Source organism: Streptomyces sp. SID14436 (genome assembly GCF_010548465.1).
Classification (GTDB): domain Bacteria; phylum Actinomycetota; class Actinomycetes; order Streptomycetales; family Streptomycetaceae; genus Streptomyces.
The window spans coordinates 1-13,411 of sequence record NZ_JAAGMD010000234.1 but is presented as its reverse complement, the minus strand read 5'-3'; the positions used below and the strand labels follow the sequence as shown (position 1 = coordinate 13,411).

Here is a 13,411-nt window from a genome sequence, read left to right as displayed (position 1 = left end):
TCAGTCGGTCTCCGTTCGGGTCAGGTTCGGGTCGGGGTAGGTGGCGCGGATCTCGGCGGCGGTGGCCGGGGCGGCGGTGAGGCGGGCGGCCTCCTCAGCGAGCAGGTGGGCGAGGAAGGGCCGGCCCGCGTCGGCCATCTCGCGGGCGCCGTTGAGGTGGTCGGCGGCGGTCAGGTCGGCCGGGTCGACGAGCACGAGGCGTTTCCCTTCTGATCAGGCGAGCTGGGCGACGATGGCGTCGGCCATGTGCGGCGGGACGCCGAGGCGGGCGCGCAGGGTGTCGGTGTCGATGGGTGCGCCGGTCCGGTGCTCGTGGTCGGCGGCGACCTTGCGGGCGTGGTCGACCAGCGCGGCCGGAACCGCAACGGCCGGCGCCGTCGGAGCCGGGTGGACGGGCGGGAGGGCCGGAGCAGCGTCGGCGGAGTCGACCGGGGCCGGTTCCGGCTCAACGGCGGGGGCCGGTTCGGGTTCCACCTCGGGCGCGGGGTCCGGCACCGGCGCAGGGTCCGGCGAAGCCGGGATGTGGCCCGCGGGCGAGTGGGCGAGGAGGGTGCCGCCCATGAAGGCCAGGGCGGGCCAGGCGGCGACGAGGATGCGCAGCCAGGCCGGAACGTCGTCCAGGTCGAGGAGTCCGGCGGTGGCGACGTTCGCGCCGAGCGAGGCGACCAGGGCGATGAGAAACCAGCACCAGGCCAGCCGGGACGGTCCATCGGTCCGCAGCCGACGCCAGGCGGCGACCAGCAGCAGATCAACCGAGATGGGGTAGGCCCAAGCCTTCCAGCCCGTCTGTCCGGCGGCGGCGGCCAGGTCGTGGAGGTGGGCGAAGGACAGCGCACCGGCAATGACGGCTTGGACCAGGACGGCATCAATGCGGAGGCGGGCCATCAGGACTGCCCACCGGGATACTGGGGGCCGTCGGTGGGGTCGTAGCCGGGCGGGAAGATGCCGGGCGGCGGCTCGGGCAGCGAGACCGCCAGGCACGGGCCCACCTCGTTGACGAAGTCGAGGTCGGCGCCGTACGTGTGGGCGTACAGGGCGAGGTCGCCGAGCAGCGTCACGGTGCGGTGGAAGTCCTCAGAGCGCGGGCACATGACGGGGTACTCCCTTCATTCGATCGGACGTGCGCGGTGAGGGTCAGGCAGCGGCCGGAGCGGACTCGACAGCCGGGACCGGGGCGAGGGTGCCGAGGGCGGGCCGGAACGGCGCGAGGGCGGGCAGGTCCGGGGCCAGGTCGGCGTGCCGGTTGCAGATGTTCACGGCTTGCCGAAGCGAGGTGTGCGGGGCGCGGATCCGGGCCCACCCGCCGGCCGAGTCACCGGTGACGGCGACGCCCGGGGTGTCGGTGGGGATCTGGATCGCAGCCAGGACGGCGTCCGGGGCGATGTCGCCGAAGGCCATGTTCGCCGAGGATTCGTCGTTGACGCGGTGCGCGGTGCGGCCGGTGAGCTGGGCGCGGAGCATGGTGATGCCCTTGCCGAGTTCGGAGCCGAAGCGCTGCCCGCAGATCTCCAGGTAGATGCCGGCCGCGCGGCCGAGCTGGGCGAGCCGGGCGAGCGCGGTGATGATCCGGTCCCGGCGCTTCTCCTCCTCCTTGCTCGCGAAGAGGGCGAGTTCGGCCACCTCGTCGACCATGACCACGATCGGCACCGGCCGCAGGTCCTCGCGCAGGTCCCAGATGTCGGCGGCGATCTCGGCATCCGGCACATCGGCGGTGATCCGCTGCTCGGCCCGGATGAGCTGATAGACGCCCTGCATGTGGGACACCAGCGCATCGAGGAGTTCGGCGGCGGTGTCGGGATTGTCGGCGAGCGCGGAGAACCGGCGCGCCAACGGGAACAGCTCCACACCCTGCTTGCAGTCGATGCCCACCAGGGCAACCCGCTGCGGCGCGAGCGCGGCCACGAGGTTGCGCTGATAGACCGACTTGCCGGACTCCGTGGCGCCGAGGATGAGCCCGTGGGGCACGGCACGATAGTCGCGGTAGTGGACGGCTCCGTCCTCACGCAGGGCGACCGGGACCCGCATCGGCCGGGTGTCGACGTGCGCGGGCATCTGCACCCGCTTGAGCACGTCATAGCCGGTCATGCGCACCTCGACCACGCCCGAGCGCAGTTCGCGGGAGGTCACGCCGTACATGGCGAACGAGTGCCGCAGCCGATCGCACGAGGCGGCGACGTCGAAGGCGTCCTGACCGGGCCGGAGCTTCAGCCGCAGCACCAGGCCGGTACGGGTCACGCGGACCCGCAGGATGCGCGGGGCCCGAGGACCGGGAACGGGCCGGTTGGTCATCCGGGCCACGGTCAGGCGCCAGCGGGGAGCCGGGACGGTGAGCCCGCAGGCGTCCATGACCGAGCCGTAGCGGACGAGGACCCGCAGCGCGGCGAGGGTGACCCCGAAGGTCAGCCAGTACCAGGCGGGGCGCCGCCACCGCAGGAGACCCGCAGCGGCGACGACCAGCACCAGGGCGACCAACAGCCACGTCATGGCTCAGGCCGCCTTCGGCTTCGAGGCAGCGTCGGTGAGGGAGGTCACCGCGATGGCCCGGAAGGCGATCCCGTGCCGCTTCTGACCGTTGAACTCGTTCTCCCACGGCGAGGCGACCAGCCCGGTCAGGACCACGGGAGTGCCCATGGCCAGGTCCTTGGACACACCGGGCTCCGGCACGGTGAGCTTGAGGATCTCCACCTCGTCGGGCGTGGAGAACATGACCTCCACGACCATCAGGGTGGTGCCGTCCTTGTCGATGGCGATCTCACCGGTACGGCGGTCCTTGACCTTGGGCTGCGGAGCCTTGGCGACCATCACGGTCGCGTTCACGGTGTCGACGGGGATCTGACGCATCGTCGTCTCTCCTGATCTGGCGAAGTTGAGCCGCCGTTCGGCGGCGAGATCAGGAGACCGCGAGAGGGGGTGGACGCATCACGGTCCGTATGGACGTTTAGGGACGTCTGAGCTATCGTCAAAACGTCCCTACGGCGTCCCATGAAAGGGAACGTGATGGCGAACGAGCGTCTGCGCGCGGCGATTTCAACGAAGGGCGAGACGATCCAGTCCGTTGCCGAGCACGTCGGAGTGGACCCCAAGAGCGTCGAGCGGTGGATCACCACCAACCGCACTCCGCACCGTGGGCACCGCTGGAAGGCGGCGAGCTTCCTGGGGGTCGACGAGGTCTACATCTGGCCTTCCGTGGAGAAGCAGGCAGAGAAGGCCAGCACGTCCGAGCTGATCACGTACTACCCGCACCGTGGCGCGGTGCCCGCCCCTCTCTGGTCATCCCTGATTGAGAAGGCGACGGACCAGGTCGACATCCTCGTGTACGCCGGACTGTTCCTCTTCGACAGCAATCCGGACCTGCCCGACCATCTGGCCGAGAAGGCGAAGGCCGGCGCCCAGGTCCGCATCCTGCTCGGCGACCCCGACTCCGAAGCGGTCCGTCAGCGTGGCGAAGAGGAAGGCATCGGCGGCGACCTGGCCGCACGTGCCCGGATCACCCGGCGCTACCTCGAGCCCGCCATGTCGACGCCCGGTGTCGAAGTCCGGTTGCACGACACGATCCTCTACAACTCGATCTACCGGTTCGACGAGGACGTTCTCGTGAACCCGCACGTCCTTGGAGCTCCCGCCGGCCAGAACCCGGTGATGCACTTCCGGTACCTCCCCGGAGCGCGGACCTTCCGGCACTACATGCGGAGCTTCGACTACGCATGGGAGCGGGGCCGGACGGCATAACAGGCCCCGGACGTGCAACGCTGAAGGCATGGCCCGTGTTGACTACTTCAACGATCCCAATGCTCCGAAGGCGAACAGCCTCGTCCCTTCCGTGACCGCCGTGGCCCGCAACGAGGCCGGGCAAGTCCTGCTGATCCACAAGACCGACAACGACCTCTGGGCCCTGCCCGGAGGTGGCATCGACCTGGGCGAGTCAGCCCCGGACGCGGCAGTCCGCGAGACGAAGGAAGAGACCGGCTTCGATGTGGAGGTGACCGGTCTCGTCGGCATCTACACCAACCCCGGGCACGTCATGGCGTACGACGACGGCGAGGTCCGTCAGCAGTTCTCCATCTGCTTCCACGCCCGCATCACCGGCGGCGAGCTGCGGACGAGCAGCGAGAGCAAGGAAGTAGCCTTCGTCGACCCGAGCAAACTGGACGAGCTGAACATCCACCCGTCGATGCGCATGCGGATCGAACGCGGCCTGGCTGACCAGGCAGAGCCCTACATCGGCTGATGAGCCATGCGGCCGCGAGTCCGCTCGACAGCGCCCTGGAGGTAAGGCCGAGCCTTGCTGATCGCGTTGTGCACCTCGCTGCCCGGTTCATAGCGGACAAGGATCTCGTCAATCCGGGTGCCGAAGTCGAAGGACTGCCCGGCGGGGCCGGTCGTCATGTCAGCGAAGATCAGCGCGTCCAGGACAGGGGAGTCTTCCCGCTCGTAGACGGCCAGCTCTGCCGAGAGTCCGCGTTGCTCCGCCTCGTACACGGCCCCGGAGTGATGAGCCACCAGCCGCACCAGACGCGCCGGCGCACCCAGCGATTCGAGATGACGAGCGCCATCGAGAGGATGGAAGCCGGTGTCACGCAGCTCGGGCGCGTAGCCGATGTCGTGCAGCCACGCGGCAGCGACGAGGAGATCCCGGTCAGCCTCAGACACAGCCGCGGAAGCCTCGCGAGCCCGAGCAGCCACGGCCTGAGTGTGCAGCCAGCGGTTCCCGAGCGGGGGAAGCAGGGACTCAGCGAGTTCGGCCGCTCCCCGGGGCGTGTCCAGTGCAGAAGGCATGCATGGAACGGTAGCCGAGCCGAGCAACGAGCCGACAGGCCCTGATCGGGGCAGGTGCCGATCAAGGGTGCGGTAAGACTTTCCCTACGTTCATCAAGCCCGCGCACGGCGCGGGAGCGCGCCGCCTGTACGGCGGGGCCGCCGCCCTGTCTTCGCCAGCGGCGGCCCCGCCCGGCGGCGCGCTGGCGGCTGCGGGCATAAAGGTGGGAGGGGTCCGCTGTGGCTGGGGCGGTCGGCTCCGCGACTTTAGCCAGCCACTTTGGCGCGAGCCTCGAAGATCATGGCCCCAACGTCGTGCTTTAACGGGCAGGTCCACAGACTGCCCGACGCGCCGGAAGCTTACGGGGCCATGATCACTCGCGCCAAAGCAGCTCCCGGCCAAAGTCGCTCCGCCGACCGCATGCTCACGTGCGACAATCCAAGTGGTTGCTGAGTTGAACTCGACTCCCGAGCCGTTCACGTTCATCGCTGCATGTGTGATCTCTGCCACTGTCACCCGTCTGTCGTCCGCCATCCGGATCGGACTCGCGAAGGGCAAGGTGATCATCATGGATCTTTGGGCCAGGTGTAAGGGCCAGTCGGTGGCCGCCGTGTCGGTGTGGGTGCTCTACCTGTGGATCATGCCCACCGCCACGGAGTCGGGTTGAGCTCAGCAGCCGTGCCCTTTACGTGCCCGACGCAACGGGAGCGGAGAGGGAACCACGGGGAGTCAGGGTGCCTAGCCCGCTCCCGCGCAGGTCAGCGTTCATCCAGGTCAGGGCGGATCCGCATACGCGATCTTCCAAACTGGCTACGCGGGTTCGATTCCCGTCGCCCGCTCTGCACGGCTCAGGGCCGGGCGGAGGTTCCTTCCTCCGCCCGGCCCTGACGGCTTTCCGGGGCCCGGCGGGAATCGCCCGGTCCCGGCCTCACCCGGCGGGCGGGGCCTCGCGCAGGGCGCGGGCGGTGACGGCCGGGTCGTAGCCCTCGGGGACGCCGTCGACCAGGACGATGTCGCCGGCGATGTGCCGGGAGCGCAGGGGTGCGATGGCGCGGTAGGCGGGTGAGTCCCACCACGCGCGGGCCTCGGCGACGCCGGGGAAGCCGATCATGACGACGTGGCCGGGCCAGCTGCCCTCCTTCACCTCGTGCGCGGTGCCGTGCACGAGGAAGCGTCCGCCGTAGGGCTCGAAGGTCGCGGGGATGCGCTCGATGTACTCGGCGATCTCCGGGTGCGGGGCGGCCTCCTGGAGGTGGGCGATGACGTAGGCGGTCATGGGGCGGGTCCTTCCGGTCGGCTCGGCTGGGCACGTCCGAGCCTGCCGGGGTGCCGCTCTCGCGTCGATGACCTCGGAGGTAAGGGCGGCGGCGGAAGCCGCCCCCTCTCGTGCCGGCCCGCGGTGTGCCGTCGCTGCCCGCCCCGGGGGTCAGAAGCTGATGGAGTTGATCGTCTCCGCTATCGAGTTGAGGAACCGGTTGATGGACGGGGCCATGCCGGTCGAGGCGAGGAAGAAGCCGAAGAGCACCGCCACGATCGCGGGACCCGCCTTGATGGAGCCGCCTCTCATCAGCACCACAAGGATGATCGCCAACAGCAGCACCACTGACAGTGAAATGGCCACAACTGATCACACCCTCGATCGGTCCGCACACTCCCGGGCCCGGGGGACGCGACCCCGCGCACCCCGCCAGAACCATCGTGCCACCAACGGGGCCGCGCTATGCGGCAGGTGACGCATCATCCGCCCTCCGTGGCCGGGACCGGCCGGGTGGGCCCCCGTCGGCACGAGGTCGACGGCGCGGCGTCGCACGGTAATTCGAGGAGCCACCCGGACCGGGAATTCGGCCGCATCGTTTCACATTCCCCACACCGCGTTCGCAGCCAATTCGAATTACGGTCACGGGCGTTCCGACTCACCCGCGGAAAGATCGGGAAACGGGCTGAAGCGATCGTTCCGTTGGGGCGGGCTGCCCCGCCTATGCACCGTTCGGTCCGGATGAATCCTGACAAGAGAGGCGCAGGTGGTACACAGGACCCGTACCGGCGCGGCGCGTTGAGGGTGTGTCGACCGTCACGCCCGCCATGCCGTCGGCATTACCGAATCGGGGGTACCCGGGGTGAATACCGGTAATGACGTCGGGCGTTTTACGAATACGCGCGGACAACGCTAGGGTGCCTCAGATGTTTCACGCTGCCTCGTCCCCCGCAAGCGCAGCGAGCTCCCCGCTCCTGACCCCGAGTTCCCGCAGGGAGGGTCAGTGACGGCCTCGCCGCGACCGAACGGCAACCACCGCGGTACGCCTCTCCCCCCGGCTCCGTCACCGTCGTCCGGGGTGCCGGGTGCGCCCGCCCCCGGGAGCGGCGGCCGGGACGCGCGCCGCCCGGCGGCCCCCGCGGCCAAACGGCGTGACGCGTTCTTCGACAACGCCAAGTACCTGGCCATCGTGCTGGTGGCCGTCGGCCACGCCTGGGAGCCCCTGAAGGGCGACAGCCGGTCCCTCCAGGCCGCCTACATGGTCGTGTACGCCTTCCACATGCCGGCGTTCATCCTCATCTCCGGCTTCTTCTCGCGCAGTTTCGACATGCGCCCCGACCGGCTGCGCCGGCTCATCACCGGTGTCGCCGTGCCGTACATCGTCTTCGAGACGGCGTACCCGCTGTTCAAGCGGTTCGTGGACAACGACCCGCAGCAGGAGATCAGCCTGCTCGACCCCTGGTACCTGACCTGGTTCCTGTGCGCGTTGTTCATCTGGCGGCTCACCACGCCGATCTGGAAGGCCGTGCGGCATCCGCTGCCGCTGGCCCTCGTGGTGGCGATGCTGGCGAGTGTCACCCCGGAGATCGGGGACGACCTCGACCTCCAGCGCGTCCTCCAGTTCCTGCCGTTCTTCGTGCTGGGCCTGTGTCTGAAGCCGGAGCACTTCCACCTGGTGCGCCGCCGTTCGGTGCGGATCGCGGCCGTGCCGGTGTGCGCCGCCGCGCTGGCCTTCGCCTGGTGGGCGGCGCCCCGGATGAACACCGGCTGGTTCTACCACCGCGACTCCGCGCAGGAACTGGGAGCGCCCTGGTGGGCCGGACCGGTCATGGTGCTGGCCCTCTTCGGGTGTTCGCTGGTGCTGACCGCCTGCTTCTTCGCCTGGGTGCCGGGACGCCGCGTGTGGTTCACCGCACTCGGCGCGGGCACCCTGTGCGGCTACCTGCTGCACGGCTTCGTGGTGAAGGCCGGTGACTACAAGGGCTGGTTCGAGGTGTCCGCGCTCCAGGGGCCGTTCGGCGAGATCCTGGTGACCGTGCTGGCCGCCGCGATGGTGACGCTGCTGTGCACCGCACCGGTGCGCCGGGTGTTCCGGCCGGTGATGGAGCCCGCGATGGACTGGGCGTTCAAGCGGGACCCGGCCGAGGCGGCGCGGGAACGCGAGCGGCACGAAGCGGACCGGACCCGCGAGAAGGTCTCCGCCTGAGCCGTCCGGGACATCCCGGGACGGCCGCGGTCACCGCCCGCCCGCCGTGAGGCCGAGGAGTGCGCGCATGCGCGTGTACTTCTCGGCCAGCCGCGTCCGGGTGGCCTCGTCCAGCACCGCCAGCCGCGCCGGGTCGGCGTTGTGCGCCAGGTCCGCCTCCTTCACCAGCAGCGCGCCGGGGGTGGCCCGGATGCGGGCCGCGTACGCCTCGGGCGGCTCCCCCGGCCGCTTGGTGACCGCGCGGACGATGTCCTTGGTCCGCGCCGTCAGGGCGGCCCGGGCCAGCCAGTCGTCGGACAGCCGGTGGTCCTCGACGGCGTCGTGCAGCCAGGCCGCCGCGATCTGCTCCGCGTGGCCGCCGCGCGCCCGTACGCCCTCGGCGACGGCGCTCAGATGCTCGGTGTAGGGGCGGCCGGCCTTGTCGGTCTGGCCGTCGTGCGCGGCGCGGGCGACGGCTTCGACCTCGGCCACGGACAGGTACGGCGAGGGGCTGCGTGGTGTGTCTGTCACCCGTTCAGTGTGCACCGGCGGGTGCCGGTCAGCGGTGGGCGGCGGCCGTGGGGCCCTCGCGGCAGATCAGCAGCAGGGCCCGGTCGTCGTTGACGTCCTTGGCGACGGCTTCGATGAGGTGCCAGGCCGCGCCGTGGAAGCCGCCGGCGACGTAGCGGTCGGCCTCGCCGGTGAGGCGGTCGATGCCTTCGACGATGTCCCGGTCGGAGGTCTCCACGAGGCCGTCGGTGAACAGCATGAGCACGTCGCCGGGGCGCAGGGAGCCCTTCACCGGGTCGAACTGGGCGCCGTCGTACACGCCGAGCAGCGGGCCGTCGGCGGCCTTCTCCTCCCAGCGGCCGGTGCCCGCGCTGAGCTGGAGGCCCGGCGGGTGCCCCGCGGTGTACAGCTCGTAGTCGCCGGAGTCCAGGTCGAGGACGAGGTGGATGGAGGTGGCGAAGCCCTCGTCCCATTCCTGGCGCAGGAGGTAGCCGTTGGCGGCCGGGAGGAAGGCGTGCGGGGGCAGGCTGCCGAGCAGACCGCCGAAGGCGCCGGAGAGCAGCAGGGCGCGGGAGCCGGCGTCCATGCCCTTGCCGGAGACGTCGGTGAGGACGACCTCCAGGGTGCGGCCGCCGTTGGTGCGGGCCGCGACGACGAAGTCGCCGGAGAAGGACTGGCCGCCCGCGGGCCGCAGGGCCATCTCCTGGTGCCATCCGCCGGGCAGCGCGGGCAGCTGGCTCTGCACCCTGATGCGTTCGCGCAGGTCGAACAGCATGGTGCCGCCGCGCCGCCAGGGCACGCCGACGCGGCTGCGGAACTGGGCCACGAGGAGGCCGAAGAACCCGCAGGCCGCGACGACCAGGACGACGCCGGGGGTGACCCGGGCGGCGCCCTCGGTGTAGGGGCCGAGCTGGACGGCCTCGACGATGAGCGCGGTGGCCGCGACGGCGTACAGGCCGAGGAGGCTGGCCGGGCGGAGCAGCAGTCCGCCCGCGACGATCGGCAGGACGAGGGCGGCGGGCGGGCACCACACGGAGTTGGCGAGCGTGCCCGCCGTGAACAGCGGGATGGTCAGGAGCAGACCGGCGAGGGCGACCCAGTCGGAGCCGTTGCCCCGGAAGTAGTCGACGGCGGCCCGGCGCACGCCGACGCGGGCCCGGTGCCACTGCTTCTTCCACCGGGCCGTGAACGTCTCGGCGGCCGCGCGCCGTTCTCGTCCTGCTGCCATTAGTTCGGGACCCTATCCATCGGACCGGCCGCTTGGCACGGGAGGTCCTGGTTGTCCCTCGTAGCGGGGACCGACTTCACAGTGAACTTCACCGGACGCCGTCGCGTGGCCGCCCGGGAAAAATTGCCTCGCTCCTCCCGGATCGCACTGGTAGGCATGGCGTATGGCGAGCGAACGGACGAGCACGGCGGGCACGGTGAGCGCACCACGGGTGCTGCGGCGGGACGAGTGGGACCGGTGGTACGGCACCCTCGTCCGGGCCTTCAGCGGGGTACCCGAGGCCGAGGAGGAACGGGAGCTGTGGCGCTCGCTGACCGAGTTCGGCCGGTCCGTCGGTGTGTGGGACGGGGAGACGTGCGTGGGCACGGCGGGGGCGTTCTCGTTCCGGCTGACGGTGCCCGGCGGGGCGTCCGTGCCGGCCGCGGGGGTCACGATGGTGAGTGTGGCGGCCACGCACCGGCGGCGCGGGCTGCTGACGTCGATGATGCGGCGGCAGCTGGACGACGTACGGTCCTGGGGGGAGCCGCTGGCGGTGCTCACGGCGTCCGAGCCGCCGATCTACGGCCGGTTCGGCTACGCGGCGGCCACCCATCAGCTGGGCGCCACGATCGACACCGCCCGGGTCACCCTGTCCGTGCCCGACGGGACGGACGGCGTACGGCTGCGGTACGCGGAGCCCGCGAGTGTCCTGGACGCGTGCGAGTCGGTCTACGCCCGGCTGGTGCCGCTGCGTCCGGGCATGCTGGCCCGGCGGCCCGGCTGGGAGCGGTTGGCGCTGCTCGACCCGGAGAGCGACCGGGACGGCGGGTCGCCCCTGCAGTGCGTGGTGGCCGAGCGGGACGGCGAGGTCGTCGGGTACGCGCGCTTCCACGTGAAGCCGGGCTGGGGCCCGGCCGGGCCGGACGGCACGGTGGTGCTGCGGCACATGGCCGCCCTGGACCCGGCGGCGGACGCGGCGCTGTGGCGGTTCCTGTTCGACGTGGACCTGACGTCGACGCTGGTGGTCCACAACCGGCCGGTGGACGACGCCTGGCAGTACCTGGTGTCCGACCCGCGGCGCTGCCTGCCGACGCTGCGGGACAGCCTGTACGTCCGGCTGGTCGACGTGGGGGCGGCGCTGGCGGCGCGGACCTACCAGGCGCCGGTGGACGTCGTGCTGGAGGTCGAGGACGCCTTCTGCCCGTGGAACGCGGGGCGCTGGCGGCTCAGCGGCAACGCCAAGGGGGCGTCCTGCGAGCGGACCGACGAGGCGCCCGATCTCGCCCTGTCGGTACGGGAGTTGGCGGCGGCGTATCTCGGCGGGGTGAGCCTGGCGGCGCTGGCCCGGTCGGGCCGGGTGCGGGAGCTGGGGCGGGGCGCGCTGGCGGGGGCGTCCGTCGGGTTCGGCGGTGTCACCCCCTGGCTGCCGCACGGCTTCTGAGCGCACGCGGGCCCGGGCGGACCGGGACGGTGCGGGACCGGCCGGGGCGGAGAGGACCGGTGTGGAGCCGGCGCCGGCGGAACGGACCGGTGAAGGGCCGGCCGGTGTGGAGCCGCCGGTCCAAAGGGGGTCCGGGTGCGGGGTCAGGTCCGCTGGCAGCCCGGGCACCAGAAGAGGTTGCGCGCGGCCAGCTCTGCCGTGCGGATCTCCTCGCCGCACAGGTGGCAGGGCCGGGCGGCCCGGCGGTAGACGTAGACCTCGCCGCCGTGGTCGTCGACGCGCGGCGGGCGGCCCATCGCCTCCGGGGTGTGCTCGGGGCGCACGGTGTCGATGCGGTTGGTCCGTACGCCCTCCCGCATGAGCGCGGCCAGGTCGGCCCAGATCGCGTCCCACTCGGCCGGGGTGATGTCCCGGCCCGCGCGGTAGGGGTCGATGCCGTGCCGGAAGAGGACCTCGGCGCGGTAGACGTTGCCCACGCCGGCGATGACCTTCTGGTCCATCAGCAGCGCGGCGACGGTCGTACGGCTGCGGCTGATCCTGCGGTACGCGGCGGCCGGGTCCGCGTCGGGGCGGAGCGGGTCGGGGCCGAGGCGGGCGTGCACGGCCTGCTTCTCGGCGTCGGTGACGAGGGCGCAGGTGGTGGGTCCGCGCAGGTCGGCGTAGCCGCGGTCACCGGCGAGGCGCAGGCGCACGGTGTCGGTGGGCGGCGGCGCGGGGGCCGGTCCGAAGGCGACCTTGCCGAACAGGCCGAGGTGGATGTGGACCCAGTCGGTGTGCCCGGGGCCGGGGTCGCGGAAGCCGAGGAAGAGGTGTTTGCCGTGGGCGTCGGCGGTGTGCAGGGGGCTGCGGTCGAGCAGGGCGGCCGCGTCGCTGAACTTGCCCTGAGGGCTGGTGACCCGCAGCGGGCCGCGGCCCGCGAAGGCGGCCGCGTAGTCCTCGGCCAGCCGGTGAATCGTGTGCCCCTCCGGCACCGCGTCCCCTTTCTCGCTCGCGCCTCTTCCCCGCCCGTCCCGTCCGTCCCGCCCGTCCCGTCCGTCCCTCCCGTCCCGCCCGTCCCGCCCGTCCCGTCCGTCCCTCCCGTCCCGTCCGTCCCGCCCGTCCCGTCCGCGCCGGGCCGTCGCTCCCGCTCGCGCCGCCGCCCCCGCCGGGGCCGTGCGGTCCGGGCGGGGGCGGCGCGCGGCCGGGTTACTGCTGCGGGTGGTGGGCCGGGACCGGGGGAAGGTCGCCGGTGGTCTCGTAGGCGCTGAGCATGTCGATCCGGCGGATGTGACGCTCGTCGCCCGAGAACGGCGTCGCCAGGAAGATCTCCACGAACTTCGTCGCCTCGTCGAGGCTGTGCATGCGCGCCCCGACCGCGACGACGTTGGCGTTGTTGTGCTGGCGGCCCAGAGCCGCGGTCTCCTCGCTCCACGCCAGGGCCGCCCGCACGCCCTTGACCTTGTTGGCGGCGATCTGCTCGCCGTTGCCGGAGCCGCCGATCACGATGCCGAGGGCGTCGGCGTCCGCGGCGGTGCGCTCGGCGGCGCGCAGACAGAAGGGCGGGTAGTCGTCCTGGGCGTCGTAGATGTGGGGCCCGCAGTCGACGGGCTCATGCCCGGCGCCCTTGAGCCACTCGACGAGGTGGTTCTTGAGTTCGTAGCCGGCATGGTCGGAACCGAGGTACACGCGCATGGACAGAGTGTGGCACGGGACGGTCCGGGAAGGCGCGCGGGGTGGCATCGCCGAAAACGTGCGGAGAAATCGAGAACCTCAGGCAAGCCTCAAGCATCAATCCAGAATCGAAGGTCTTGAGAATCTCTCACCTCGGATTCACTGGAGCCGCCCGTTCGGCACCACGAACCCCTCGCCGGACGCGCCCGCCACTCCCCTGCTCCTCGGCACCGACAACGAGCCGGTGAACCCGGGGGCGGACGAGCTGCCGAGGACCGGCGCGGCGCGTGACCTGGTGCCGCTGGGCACGCTCGGCGCGTCCCTGCTCGCGGCGGGCGCGGCCGGGATGTGGTGGTCGGCGCGGCGGCAGCCGGGCCGGACGGCTCCGTAGGCCGCACCGGGCGGGG

The 13,411-nt window shown here is 71.7% G+C and carries 17 protein-coding genes and 1 pseudogene; 6 read left to right on the top strand and 12 right to left on the bottom strand.

The window, feature by feature from the left end:
- Genes G3I53_RS08525 through G3I53_RS08505 form a run of 5 tightly spaced genes read right to left on the bottom strand, consistent with a single transcriptional unit; the run spans position 1 to position 2,841 of the window.
- On the bottom strand, positions 1-195 hold the full coding sequence (locus G3I53_RS08525; RefSeq protein ID WP_164338769.1) for a hypothetical protein: 195 nt from the start codon (positions 193-195) through the stop codon (positions 1-3).
- A gap of 18 nt (positions 196-213) precedes the next feature.
- Positions 214-885 carry a DUF2637 domain-containing protein gene (locus G3I53_RS08520; protein WP_164338770.1) on the bottom strand — a complete coding sequence of 224 codons (672 nt, stop codon included), beginning with the start codon at positions 883-885 and terminating at the stop codon, positions 214-216.
- Positions 885-1,091 carry a hypothetical protein gene (locus G3I53_RS08515; protein WP_164338771.1) on the bottom strand — a complete coding sequence of 69 codons (207 nt, stop codon included), beginning with the start codon at positions 1,089-1,091 and terminating at the stop codon, positions 885-887. The genes G3I53_RS08520 and G3I53_RS08515 overlap by 1 nt, the downstream gene beginning before the upstream one ends.
- A 43-nt stretch (positions 1,092-1,134) precedes the next feature.
- Positions 1,135-2,484: an FtsK/SpoIIIE domain-containing protein gene (locus G3I53_RS08510; RefSeq protein WP_164338772.1), complete on the bottom strand. Its 1,350-nt coding sequence runs from the start codon at positions 2,482-2,484 to the stop codon at positions 1,135-1,137.
- 3 nt (positions 2,485-2,487) lie between these two features.
- Positions 2,488-2,841, bottom strand: coding sequence for a hypothetical protein (locus tag G3I53_RS08505; protein WP_164338773.1), 354 nt, complete (start codon positions 2,839-2,841; stop codon positions 2,488-2,490).
- Positions 2,842-2,997: 156 nt separating this feature from the next.
- Between G3I53_RS08505 and G3I53_RS08500 the strand changes: the two genes are divergently transcribed.
- Both G3I53_RS08500 and G3I53_RS08495 read left to right on the top strand, forming a co-directional pair.
- The gene (locus G3I53_RS08500) at positions 2,998-3,729 is read left to right on the top strand and encodes an XRE family transcriptional regulator (RefSeq protein ID WP_164338774.1); all 732 of its coding nucleotides are present in this window, start codon (positions 2,998-3,000) and stop codon (positions 3,727-3,729) included.
- 28 nt (positions 3,730-3,757) lie between these two features.
- Positions 3,758-4,228, top strand: a complete 471-nt coding sequence (locus G3I53_RS08495; RefSeq protein WP_164338775.1) for an NUDIX domain-containing protein — start codon at positions 3,758-3,760, stop codon at positions 4,226-4,228.
- Here G3I53_RS08495 and G3I53_RS08490 read toward each other — a convergent pair.
- Complete coding sequence (locus tag G3I53_RS08490; protein ID WP_164338776.1) at positions 4,216-4,776, bottom strand: HDIG domain-containing metalloprotein; 561 nt, start codon at positions 4,774-4,776, stop codon at positions 4,216-4,218. The two genes, G3I53_RS08495 and G3I53_RS08490, sit on opposite strands and share 13 nt — an antisense overlap.
- A gap of 476 nt (positions 4,777-5,252) precedes the next feature.
- Here G3I53_RS08490 and G3I53_RS08485 point away from each other — a divergent pair, with 476 nt between their 5' ends.
- On the top strand, positions 5,253-5,423 hold the full coding sequence (locus G3I53_RS08485; protein ID WP_164338777.1) for a hypothetical protein: 171 nt from the start codon (positions 5,253-5,255) through the stop codon (positions 5,421-5,423).
- Between the two features lie 261 nt (positions 5,424-5,684).
- Here the strand turns inward: G3I53_RS08485 and G3I53_RS08480 are convergent, their stop codons facing one another.
- Positions 5,685-6,032, bottom strand: coding sequence for a DUF1330 domain-containing protein (locus G3I53_RS08480; protein ID WP_164338778.1), 348 nt, complete (start codon positions 6,030-6,032; stop codon positions 5,685-5,687).
- Positions 6,033-6,182: 150 nt separating this feature from the next.
- Positions 6,183-6,377: a hypothetical protein gene (locus tag G3I53_RS08475; protein WP_108014675.1), complete on the bottom strand. Its 195-nt coding sequence runs from the start codon at positions 6,375-6,377 to the stop codon at positions 6,183-6,185.
- Positions 6,378-7,014: 637 nt separating this feature from the next.
- Here G3I53_RS08475 and G3I53_RS08470 point away from each other — a divergent pair.
- The gene (locus G3I53_RS08470; protein ID WP_164338779.1) at positions 7,015-8,217 is read left to right on the top strand and encodes an acyltransferase family protein; all 1,203 of its coding nucleotides are present in this window, start codon (positions 7,015-7,017) and stop codon (positions 8,215-8,217) included.
- Positions 8,218-8,247: 30 nt separating this feature from the next.
- Here G3I53_RS08470 and G3I53_RS08465 read toward each other — a convergent pair whose 3' ends face one another.
- Together G3I53_RS08465 and G3I53_RS08460 are read right to left on the bottom strand one after the other, a co-directional pair.
- Positions 8,248-8,727 (bottom strand): HD domain-containing protein, encoded by a 480-nt coding sequence (locus tag G3I53_RS08465; RefSeq protein WP_343240574.1) that lies wholly within the window; start codon positions 8,725-8,727, stop codon positions 8,248-8,250.
- Between the two features lie 28 nt (positions 8,728-8,755).
- Positions 8,756-9,934, bottom strand: a complete 1,179-nt coding sequence (locus G3I53_RS08460; protein ID WP_164338780.1) for a PP2C family protein-serine/threonine phosphatase — start codon at positions 9,932-9,934, stop codon at positions 8,756-8,758.
- Positions 9,935-10,097: 163 nt separating this feature from the next.
- On the opposite strand from G3I53_RS08460, the gene G3I53_RS08455 reads away from it, so the two are divergent.
- A complete protein-coding gene (locus tag G3I53_RS08455; RefSeq protein WP_164338781.1) occupies positions 10,098-11,354 on the top strand; it encodes a GNAT family N-acetyltransferase in 1,257 nt (418 codons plus the stop codon).
- A 143-nt stretch (positions 11,355-11,497) separates the two neighbouring features.
- Here G3I53_RS08455 and G3I53_RS08450 read toward each other — a convergent pair whose 3' ends face one another.
- Both G3I53_RS08450 and G3I53_RS08445 read right to left on the bottom strand, forming a co-directional pair.
- Positions 11,498-12,325: an Fpg/Nei family DNA glycosylase gene (locus G3I53_RS08450; protein WP_164338783.1), complete on the bottom strand. Its 828-nt coding sequence runs from the start codon at positions 12,323-12,325 to the stop codon at positions 11,498-11,500.
- 214 nt (positions 12,326-12,539) lie between these two features.
- On the bottom strand, positions 12,540-13,025 hold the full coding sequence (locus G3I53_RS08445) for a ribose-5-phosphate isomerase (RefSeq protein ID WP_164332606.1): 486 nt from the start codon (positions 13,023-13,025) through the stop codon (positions 12,540-12,542).
- A 151-nt stretch (positions 13,026-13,176) separates the two neighbouring features.
- Between G3I53_RS08445 and G3I53_RS33705 the strand changes: the two are divergent.
- Positions 13,177-13,395, top strand: a pseudogene (locus G3I53_RS33705) (hypothetical protein); the annotation flags it as partial.
- Positions 13,396-13,411: the final 16 nt, after the last annotated feature.

Bases quoted from the DNA above. Each gene is read 5' to 3' on its own strand.
- G3I53_RS08480 (WP_164338778.1), bottom strand. From the start codon at position 6,032: ATGACCGCCTACGTCATCGCCCACCTCCAGGAGGCCGCCCCGCACCCG.
- G3I53_RS08505 (WP_164338773.1), bottom strand. From the start codon at position 2,841: ATGCGTCAGATCCCCGTCGACACCGTGAACGCGACCGTGATGGTCGCC.
- G3I53_RS08460 (WP_164338780.1), bottom strand. From the start codon at position 9,934: ATGGCAGCAGGACGAGAACGGCGCGCGGCCGCCGAGACGTTCACGGCC.
- G3I53_RS08495 (WP_164338775.1), top strand. From the start codon at position 3,758: ATGGCCCGTGTTGACTACTTCAACGATCCCAATGCTCCGAAGGCGAAC.
- G3I53_RS08455 (WP_164338781.1), top strand. From the start codon at position 10,098: ATGGCGAGCGAACGGACGAGCACGGCGGGCACGGTGAGCGCACCACGG.
- G3I53_RS08520 (WP_164338770.1), bottom strand. From the start codon at position 885: ATGGCCCGCCTCCGCATTGATGCCGTCCTGGTCCAAGCCGTCATTGCC.
- G3I53_RS08490 (WP_164338776.1), bottom strand. From the start codon at position 4,776: ATGCCTTCTGCACTGGACACGCCCCGGGGAGCGGCCGAACTCGCTGAG.
- G3I53_RS08515 (WP_164338771.1), bottom strand. From the start codon at position 1,091: ATGTGCCCGCGCTCTGAGGACTTCCACCGCACCGTGACGCTGCTCGGC.
- G3I53_RS08445 (WP_164332606.1), bottom strand. From the start codon at position 13,025: ATGCGCGTGTACCTCGGTTCCGACCATGCCGGCTACGAACTCAAGAAC.
- G3I53_RS08500 (WP_164338774.1), top strand. From the start codon at position 2,998: ATGGCGAACGAGCGTCTGCGCGCGGCGATTTCAACGAAGGGCGAGACG.
- G3I53_RS08510 (WP_164338772.1), bottom strand. From the start codon at position 2,484: ATGACGTGGCTGTTGGTCGCCCTGGTGCTGGTCGTCGCCGCTGCGGGT.